This is a genomic window from Blastopirellula marina DSM 3645 (assembly GCF_000153105.1).
Lineage (GTDB): Bacteria > Planctomycetota > Planctomycetia > Pirellulales > Pirellulaceae > Blastopirellula > Blastopirellula marina.
Window position 1 is genome coordinate 3,750,778 of the sequence record NZ_CH672376.1, and the last position, 8,713, is coordinate 3,759,490.

An 8,713-nucleotide genomic window follows, 5' to 3' on the forward strand; every position below is an offset into this window, starting at 1 on the left:
CTTGCCGGGAGCCAGGCTGGAACTTTGCGGAACTAGCCCGGCGTGCGTTGGTCAAAGCTGGTCGCCAGCCAGTTTTCTCCGTTGGCGAACGGCTCGCCGCTCCGAATGACGAAGCAGTCGCACACGTATCCATTGACTGCTCCGCCAGTCCGCAGACCATGCATGAAAACGTTTGCCTGAAGCGTCGATTCGTAATGCTGCGAAAAGTTGCCACTGTAGCGGCTGGCGCCCATCAACTCGTCGTAGATCCCTTCGCTCGGCGTCATTGAGCCGCCCGTAAAAGTCTGAAGCGACTTGCCGACCAGCCCGCTGGCCCAGTTGGCCGTCTCCAGATCGCCCAGGGCGTGGACGATCTTCGTATGAAAATTGGTGAGCAGACTGTCGGCCTGATGGCGTCCCGCCTCCCCTGGCAACGCCGCGTAGTAGGCGTGCAGCGACTGGGTCAGGTACGCCATGCAGCCGCGATGACTGCGGCACTGGGAGACAAACTGCGCGTCAAAGCTGTTGACGAACTGCTGCGCTTCATCCGCCCAGATCGTGACGACGTTCGAGCGAGCATCGGCCGCCCGTCGCAAGACCGCCTTTTGGGCGAGGTATTTCCAACCGCCCGCGATGAAGAGGCCGATATCGCCCCATTCGGACGGCGGCATGTCGATGAGAACCCATTTTCCCGCGAACAGATCATCCGGCGTCACGTTGGTCGTGGTGCTTACCAGTTCTCGAACAACTCCCTGATTGAAGACGTGCAAGATGCCCAGCACCCCGGTGAGAATCGACGAACGGGTTTTATCCGCCATCGTGGGAAACTCACTGAGCCAATACTCTTTCGCAAGTTCAAAGTCGTGCTGCTCCAGCGGTGTTTTGGGCTTTTCCCAGGCCGCTTTTAGGCATTGATTGTGGTAGCCACGCAGCCACTCCTCGGAGGTGAACTGCTGCGGCGACATCGCAGCGGTATTGATGAACCGCTGCAGGCTTGGAGCACTGACGCTCCCTGTCGCCAGCTTCACGATTTCGACCCCACAGGAGATCTGCCGCCCTTGCTGACCGCTCCAAAACTTATCGGAGTTACGATTATCTCCATCGGCCGACTGAAGGCTTTCGCCAATCACCATAAGCGTCTTGGTGATATTGCGGGTATGGCCTCCCTGTCGCATTTCGTAACCGAGGAAGTCAAAGCGAAGCGGAGAGTTAGGTGAGAATATCTGCAAATCCCTTGACCTGCCCGCAGAGGCAAAGATGCCCTCCCACATGGCCCGATCTTCCGGCTTCGCGGCCAGAATCAGGCCGCCGCTCTTGGGCAGCCGGACGATGGCGTTCGCCAACGACTTGCCACTTGACGAGGTTTTACCGGAGCCGGTCCTGCCCACCGTGGCCACGCCGCCATTCAAGAGGTCGCGGACGGTAAACTGGTCATGTTCATTCCACGTCAACAAGACCCGGTCGAGTCCATCTGACGATTTGCGCCGGGGTAAATGCGACGAGGTGTCTCGGACTCGCAGCCACGCGCCGTGGAGCAAACAGACACACCCACTAACGCCCAAGAAGATCACTTCGGGGGTTGGCTCAGGGGCATCGAAAGACAGAATCGCCGCCAGACCAAGAAGACTCAGGCCAATAATCGCCTGAAAAAAACTGCGTATATTAAAACCGTCGTTCATTACGCACCTCCCTTTCTGGCCTTGTCCTTCATGACCGCCGCAAACGTTTTCGCATCCAACCCCTGCTCTCTCGCCTTGCGGGCCTCTTTTTGCGCGTCGCTCAACGCGTCGATCAGATCATCTAGCGAAAGCTCCGCCCCGGACGCCGAAATCGACACGCCAGTTGGCAGCGGGCAGACGATGCGTTTCATGCGCACTTGCGGCGTCACAGTCGACTTCGCCTTGCGGACCTGCTTGGCCAACTCCTCGCGGGAGAGTGCCGTCGCCTGCGAAGCAAGTTCGTGCTGGCGGGCTGGATCACTTTCCTGGCTCAGCAGGTAGCCGCGACGGGCGTCCAGCTTTCTCTCGTTCACCTGCCGCTGAAGGTCCTCGGGCAGTTGCAACAACGCGAGAGACCGGCTGATAACCGCTTCGCTGACATGCAACATGGCGGCCAGTTGCTTAGCCGTGCAGCCCTGCTCACGACAGAGATTAGCGAACAGTCGGCCGCGATCGATCGGAGGCAGATGTTGGCGATGGAGATCGATCGACGCCTGAGCCATCAATAGTTCGGCGCGACTTGGCTCTTTGCCGAGATCCAGGGCTAACAGTTCCGGCAAACCGACGAGGCGGGCGCCTTCGAGTCGACAACCGCCATCACACAGAACGAAGCGATCTCCTTTCTTGTAACCGATGATCGGCGTCTTCTGTCCGTTGTCCTGCATGTTGCGGCCAAGCCCCCGACAGTATTCGGGATCAGGCGCCGATCGAGGCTGAGAAGGATAGTCGCACTGGGCGACGCTTATCGTAATGAGTTGTGGGAATGACATCGAGGTTTCCTTTGTTGCTGTTGGCGCGCACTTTCCACGCCAAACCGGACATGAACTTTTCCAAGATGCAGGCCGTAATAATGTTCCAGCCATCTCGCAAACGCATGGACGCTTTACTTGGTGCGTCTCATCCGACATCCGCATTAAATTCCAATGCGGTCGAAAGAACGATTTGTGGCGCGGCAAGAAGAACTGAATCAAATGGACAAATGTTCATTTCCATATTGGCAGTATCTACTCGGAGGTCTGAAATGGAGACGCCTCGCCCTTTGTGGGAACGTTTAGGAGAGTTGCATGGTCACAACGAGAAACGCATTTACGTCCAGGAAAAGCTGTTAGGCGAGCTTGCGCCGCCGGAAGTGCTCGACCGATCCGGAACTTTGCTGACGACGGCGAACAAATTAATGAGCGACTCCAGTTTTGCGGTCGAGTGGCTGGCGGAGGGACTTGCTTTGCGGCAAAAGGAGCATTGGCGCAAGCTGCGATCCGCCTGCGTGACCGCACTTCGACAGATATGCGCGAGAAAGGGGGACGCGGCGGCATGGGTTCGCTTCGAATCGTGCCGCGATCCCATTACCATTCAGGCGCCGGGGCTTAAAAATCTGCCCTGGGAAACTTCGTGGGAGTTGCCGCAAGCCACGGGAACAGCAGGCGATTTTCACTTTCAGAGTTTTAACCTAGCCGCTTCGGACGTTTCGTTTTCGCGTCAAACGCTTCGGTTCCTTGATGCCGAACAAAAACCTGCCTCCCGCTTGGTTCATCTCGCTCGTCTTCGTGGCTTGATGAGTCCCAACGGGCCGATCACCGGTTTATTCGAAACCTGGTGTGCCGCCGACCCTTCCGACGATAAACATTGCGTTGAGGCGGGTTGGGTTCCGGCTGGATATCCGCTCCGAGTCGCCGACCAGATCAATACGGGATTGCTGATCGACCTGGTTTGTCTCGACGCTTCCGGGAATGCCGACGCGCTCACCTTGGAACTGCATCCTGAAACAAGCGAAATCGTCAGCATCCGCCGCGCTCGGGTGCCAATGGAACTTCTTCTGCGTTCCCATCCCCGTTACCATGATTGCCTCCGCCGCATTCTGGGAGAACAACCGGATCAAGACCCGGTATTTTCAGTGGAAATCGAAAAACTGCGTTCCTTAATGGAGAATCCGTCGTCCGTCCGTTTCAATCCAGTGACGGCTCTATTGGTACTTTGCGAATTTGTAAGCACCAGTTCCTTGAGACAGGCCGGAAACAACACAGTGGCTGGCGGTCATAGCGGCGCGCGAAGATACCTGCAAAAGCTGGAAGAGTTCCTGGGTACATCTTTGATAAACACACATGTCAACGTGCGAGGAAACCTCAATCGTTCCGAACCGACCTTGGCGGCCAAGGAATTAGCGGCATGGGGGCAATGCTTTCTCGCTGGAGACGGTCCTGCACATGAATGAAATCGAAAGAGTTTATCCAAGTGGCGCGGATATAAAATTCTTGTCGTAAAATCGACTTCAGATTCAGGCCTTGTCATCGAAAGCACGAGCATCCCACACGGCCGCCATCATTCCTAAGGCATAGGTGCTCGCCGCGAACCATGATACGGTTGAAGTCCCCAGGTTATCGGCAAGAATCCCCGAGATCGCTGGTCCTGCTAATTGTCCAAGCCCCATCCAGGCAGTCGCCAAGCTGAACACTCGTGCATAATCATCGCCACTACTACGTTCGCGAAGGTAAGCTGTGACAACGGCTGGCGTCGCAGCGAGGCCAAGTCCTACGAGAATGGCCGCAAGGGTAGCGAGGTTCGATCCGCCAATCGCTAATATTCCGGTTCCCATTGCGCCACATGCCAATGAAATTGTCATTGCAAGGTGCTTGTGCGATTGTCGAACAAGCAGAAAAGTCATGAAAGCACATCCGGAGATTGCCGAAACTCCGAGGATGATCCAAGCAGTGGAAATCGCCGTGAGTGATAATCCGTCCGCTCTCATCTGCACGCTGACAAAAGTGGAATACGAAATATAGCCAGCGCCGAACAACGTGTAGGCGCCGATAAGCGGCAGCAATCGCACGTTGGACATGATCGGAAACACTTGTTCCACGGCGGCTGTGGATGCGTTCGCCTTGTTGCCATCGAAAAGTCGAGCTTCTCGGTGCAAAGCGATCGCAATCACGGCGCCTATCAGGGAGGCCGATAGAAATAAGTCGCGCCAACCTGCTGGAGTTACCATGGTTGTAGGCAATAACAGCCCAGTCAGCACCGCCGCGAAACCGAAGCCGGACCAAGCGATTGTACTGGCCAACGGACGGGTAGCAGGAATGGTACGGGCGAACAACAACGTAAGAACCGCGACGAGTCCGACTCCAGCCCCTCCCCCCATCATTAGTCGTCCGATGCCAAGGGAAATTGCACCGTCTGCCAATCCGCTAATCGCGGCGCCTACTGCCACGGCGGCTTGACCGAAAGTAACCATACAAGGATATCCGTATCTCCTCGCTAGTGCCGGTGCGGCTAGGGTTCCTACCAGGTAGGCAGCCAAATTGACGGAGTTTAACAATCCCGCAGACGTGTAGCTCAACTCCAACTCACGGACGATGGCAGGAAGAAGCGCGCCATACGTTAAACGCGCTACGCCGATATCGAGAAAGATCGCAGCAGCGGCCAAGATGACCATCCGGGAAGGCAGCCTGGTCGAATTCAAATGGCCCTCCGAACGAGGCTGCAAGTCGTGGTTGATGAAATGGTGGAAAGTCGCATCCGTTTTCTCAAATGGTTATCTCAAATTTCTGACCACCGACGCCTTAAAGACCGCTTGCAGGTAGCGCAAGTGAATCAACTGCTTGCATGAAGAATTTCTCCCAATAGCAACAAGTCTGAAACAACATGGCCTTGCTCAATCGCGATTACGGTGCTGACAATAGCGGCGTTTACTGGAGTCGGAATCGGGAACATTTTGCCGAGATGCACGACATGTCCGTTGATGAACATGATTTCCGTCTGTCGGCGATGCTCGAAATCTTGAAGCATGGATGGTTTCAGGTCTCCATAACCATCCAGGAGTTGTTGGAGCCAAGCGTCGTATTCGCAGTTCTTGACATCACAGTTCATGACGCCCCGTTCGTTCCAACCCGGCGGGATCGGTTCGACGATCATTCGCTCTGGCCGGACGCCGCTTGCCAGGGCCACGGACAACGCTTCGTCATAGGTTCGCTGGAATAGCTCACGTCCGTCATCAGTGGCGACGTATTGGCGCATGGTCTGTCCGGCTATCGCACCGAGGGTCGTGACGGAACAATTCAGGAGCAATTTTGCCCAGACGGCCCCGATAAAATTCTGAGATACTCGGACGTCGATGGCTTGTCCGAGCCAACGGCGAATACATTGAGTTCTCTCACTATCACCCCCGGTTAATTCGCCAATGAGCAAGTTGCCTTGATTCCGTTGTTCATACTCTCCCGGCTTGATCATCGTGGCGCCGAAGTTCGATATTCCGCCGAGGATTTTTTCGTTTCCCAGCTTCTGTCCAAGCAGCCAAGGGATGCTTCCATTCTGAAGCGGCAGCAGCACTCCCTCCCGCGCGAGCAGCGCCAATAGCGTGGGAGCTATATTCAATGCGTCGTGTGCTTTGGTAGCCAGGACAATGAGATCGAATGAAGCCTGGCCAAGATAAGATTTCAGTTCCGCGACGTTAGGCGTATCCACCGCCACATCCTCGTTTGCGGTTGTTAGTCGCAATCCGTTCCGCCTGAGAAGCGTCGCCGACTGATCGTCGCGGGTCGCCAACCATACCGGCAAGCCTGCCGCTCGCAAGCGGGCGGCGATAAGACCCCCAATTGCTCCGACGCCGACAATCAAAGTTCTCATGTCGGAAAGTCCCTGTTTGGCAATCGCCTCTTTTTATGCCCAGAGAGCGCCATTTCTACCCCCTTGTCGCTTGTTCGCCTTTGAGCGTCATCACGGTACTGTTCACGCTGGCGACCAGCTTGCCCGCTTCATTGTGGACTTCGCAGACGTAATAGCTCAGCGTGCGACCGGCGTTCACGCGCCTCGCCGTCGCGGTCAGCCGAGTTTCCCCGACCGGGCGGAAGAAATTCACCTTGAGTTCAACGCTCGCCAGCGATTCATCTTCGCCGATCACGGTCGAATGCGCGGTTCCAATTGCGGCGTCCGCCATCTCGCAAGCAACTCCGCCATGCGTGATCCCCAACTGATTCCCGTGCCGCCGGAGATCGGTGTCGAGTTCCAGTTTTGCATAAGCGAGATCAATCTCGACCAGCCGCAGACCGAGCGTCGTCCAGATAGCCGGCGGATAGATCAAATTGGTCGTTACGTCGGCGAGCGACGCACCGGAAACAAGCATCTGAAGATACTCGAATGTGGATATCTGCCGCGCCATTCTATTCCTCCTGCAGATCGGTTCTAGTTGCATTTTCGAGTCGATGCAAACGAATATCTTCGATGCTGACAATCGAAAAATGTGATGAGCACACGCTGTTTTTTCATAGGACGTCATGGCGTCAAAAAACTTCAGTTGGTGCTCAGTCCGCCGTCAACAATAAAGATTGATCCTGTTGTCCATTTCGCCTCGACGGAAGCCAGGTAGACGGCGAGATGGGCCACCTCTTCCGGTTCTCCCAAACGTCCTAATGCGAACGCTTGCCGAACGAACTGGTCGTACTCCTTTTTCCGCTCTTCCGTAAACGAAGCGATCATCTTTTGCGTAAGAGGCGTCTTGATCGTGCCGGGAGCGATAGCGTTGACGCGAACGCCTTGCGGTCCAAGCTCGAGGGCCAAGGCCTTCGTCAGCGAGTTCAATCCCCCTTTGGTCATCGCGTAGACGGAAGCCGGTCGACCCGGGATGAGCCGGTGGGCCGAGGTCGAGGAGATGTTGATCACGTTCCCCTGGGCTGCCGCCAATAAAGGGAGAAGTTGCTGCGTGAGCAAATAAGGCGAGAGCAGGTTCAGTTGCACCTGGGCCTGGATTTCGTCGGGAGTCGCTTCAGAAAAGCTGGTGAAGCGAGCCATTCCCGCGTTATTGACCAACACGTCGACTCGATCCCACGTTGCGGCGACTTCGACTCCGACTTGTTCCGCTGCGCCGGGATCACTCAGATCGGCTACGGTGGACATCACTTTTGTTCCCGCAGATTGCAGCGAATCAGCCGCTGTCGCCAATTTTTCGGCGTTGCGAGCGACGAGCCAAACCTGGGCGCCCTCGGCGACAAAGGCCGATGCGATGGCGAATCCGATGCCATCGCTTCCGCCTGTAATTACTGCTTTCATGCCTCTGAGACGATCCGCCATGGGTTCTCCTGACTGAAATAGAATGGATTGATATTGCGATCTAGATCGAAGCGGTCGGATCGCTCGTAAGTTCGCTCACTGGAGCGTTGCCCGTGTTTACAGTACCCGCTCGAACCAGCACCATTACCTGGCACGGAAACTCGGCGGACGGTTTATGCTCCACGCCCTTGGGCACGACGAGCATTTCCCCCTGTCCCACAGATACAGAACCATCGCGGAAATCAAGGCGTAAGACGCCGTCGAGGACGAGAAACGCCTCGTCGCTTTCCGGATGGCTGTGCCAGACAAACTCGCCCTTTAACTTCGCCAGTTTGAATTGATAATCCTCGTAGGGAGCAATGATCTTGGGCGACCAATGTTCGGTAAATTGATTCAGCTTTTCGGCAAGATTGATTTTTGCTGGCGGCATGATGTAAAGTCCTGACGTTTCTCAACGGGGTAGTAGATTGGGCTATGGCGCGGTGAGTAGTTCGCCTTGCAAGATGCTCACCGCCTGTCCGCCGAGAATGACGCGTCCATTGAGTACGCGCACATGGATAACGCCCCCGCGGGCAGATGCCTGGAAAGCCGTCATCTCCGTTTTCCCCAGCACCTTGGCCCAATAAGGGGCAAGGCAGCAATGAGCCGAACCCGTCACAGGATCTTCGTCGATCCCCGCATTCGGCGCAAAGAACCGCGAGATAAAATCGAAATCACTACGATCGGAGCGGCTTGTAACGATCACGCCTCGCGCCGGAAAACGCTTCAATTCGCGGAAATCTGGAGAAAGTGTGCGGACAATCTCTGGATCTTCCATGACCACGAAATAGTCGAATTGCGTTTTACCGACATAGGTAGCTGAAGATCCCAAGGCAGCCAAAAGATCCGGCGGAAAATCGACTTCTTCCTGCGAGACTACTGGGAAATCCATTTCGATTACTCCACGGCTTTGCTCGCAGGTTAAAACGCCGCTTTGGGTA

General features: G+C 55.8%; 9 protein-coding genes. 1 reads left to right on the top strand and 8 read right to left on the bottom strand.

Going from position 1 to position 8,713, the window contains the following annotated elements; all coding sequences use genetic code 11:
* Positions 1-32: 32 nt before the first annotated feature.
* Complete coding sequence (locus DSM3645_RS16875) at positions 33-1,658, bottom strand: type IV secretory system conjugative DNA transfer family protein (protein ID WP_002653461.1); 1,626 nt, start codon at positions 1,656-1,658, stop codon at positions 33-35.
* The gene (locus DSM3645_RS16880) at positions 1,658-2,560 is read right to left on the bottom strand and encodes a ParB/RepB/Spo0J family partition protein (protein ID WP_315849863.1); all 903 of its coding nucleotides are present in this window, start codon (positions 2,558-2,560) and stop codon (positions 1,658-1,660) included. Before DSM3645_RS16880 ends, DSM3645_RS16875 begins: the two co-directional genes overlap by 1 nt.
* On the opposite strand from DSM3645_RS16880, the gene DSM3645_RS16890 reads away from it, so the two are divergent.
* Positions 2,479-3,906: a hypothetical protein gene (locus DSM3645_RS16890; RefSeq protein WP_161603369.1), complete on the top strand. Its 1,428-nt coding sequence runs from the start codon at positions 2,479-2,481 to the stop codon at positions 3,904-3,906. The two genes, DSM3645_RS16880 and DSM3645_RS16890, sit on opposite strands and share 82 nt — an antisense overlap.
* Positions 3,907-3,969: 63 nt before the next feature.
* On the opposite strand, the gene DSM3645_RS16895 is transcribed toward DSM3645_RS16890, so the two are convergent.
* The 6 genes from DSM3645_RS16895 to DSM3645_RS16920 form a co-directional block, all read right to left on the bottom strand.
* The gene (locus tag DSM3645_RS16895) at positions 3,970-5,115 is read right to left on the bottom strand and encodes a YbfB/YjiJ family MFS transporter (RefSeq protein ID WP_161603370.1); all 1,146 of its coding nucleotides are present in this window, start codon (positions 5,113-5,115) and stop codon (positions 3,970-3,972) included.
* Positions 5,116-5,282: 167 nt separating this feature from the next.
* Positions 5,283-6,314, bottom strand: a complete 1,032-nt coding sequence (locus DSM3645_RS16900) for a ketopantoate reductase family protein (protein ID WP_002653466.1) — start codon at positions 6,312-6,314, stop codon at positions 5,283-5,285.
* 55 nt (positions 6,315-6,369) lie between these two features.
* Positions 6,370-6,846 carry a PaaI family thioesterase gene (locus tag DSM3645_RS16905; RefSeq protein ID WP_002653468.1) on the bottom strand — a complete coding sequence of 159 codons (477 nt, stop codon included), beginning with the start codon at positions 6,844-6,846 and terminating at the stop codon, positions 6,370-6,372.
* Between the two features lie 131 nt (positions 6,847-6,977).
* Entirely contained in the window at positions 6,978-7,754 is a 777-nt protein-coding gene (locus DSM3645_RS16910) for an SDR family NAD(P)-dependent oxidoreductase (protein ID WP_040351912.1), read from the bottom strand.
* A 40-nt stretch (positions 7,755-7,794) separates the two neighbouring features.
* The gene (locus tag DSM3645_RS16915) at positions 7,795-8,163 is read right to left on the bottom strand and encodes a cupin domain-containing protein (protein ID WP_002653470.1); all 369 of its coding nucleotides are present in this window, start codon (positions 8,161-8,163) and stop codon (positions 7,795-7,797) included.
* 42 nt (positions 8,164-8,205) lie between these two features.
* Positions 8,206-8,713: PhzF family phenazine biosynthesis protein (locus DSM3645_RS16920; protein WP_002653471.1), on the bottom strand; the 508-nt coding region annotated here is incomplete at its 5' end.

Excerpts from the sequence above, each read along its gene's own strand:
- DSM3645_RS16875 (WP_002653461.1), bottom strand. The coding sequence starts at position 1,658 with ATGAACGACGGTTTTAATATACGCAGTTTTTTTCAGGCGATTATTGGC.
- DSM3645_RS16880 (WP_315849863.1), bottom strand. The coding sequence starts at position 2,560 with ATGGCTGGAACATTATTACGGCCTGCATCTTGGAAAAGTTCATGTCCG.
- DSM3645_RS16900 (WP_002653466.1), bottom strand. The coding sequence starts at position 6,314 with ATGAGAACTTTGATTGTCGGCGTCGGAGCAATTGGGGGTCTTATCGCC.
- DSM3645_RS16905 (WP_002653468.1), bottom strand. The coding sequence starts at position 6,846 with ATGGCGCGGCAGATATCCACATTCGAGTATCTTCAGATGCTTGTTTCC.
- DSM3645_RS16910 (WP_040351912.1), bottom strand. The coding sequence starts at position 7,754 with ATGGCGGATCGTCTCAGAGGCATGAAAGCAGTAATTACAGGCGGAAGC.
- DSM3645_RS16915 (WP_002653470.1), bottom strand. The coding sequence starts at position 8,163 with ATGCCGCCAGCAAAAATCAATCTTGCCGAAAAGCTGAATCAATTTACC.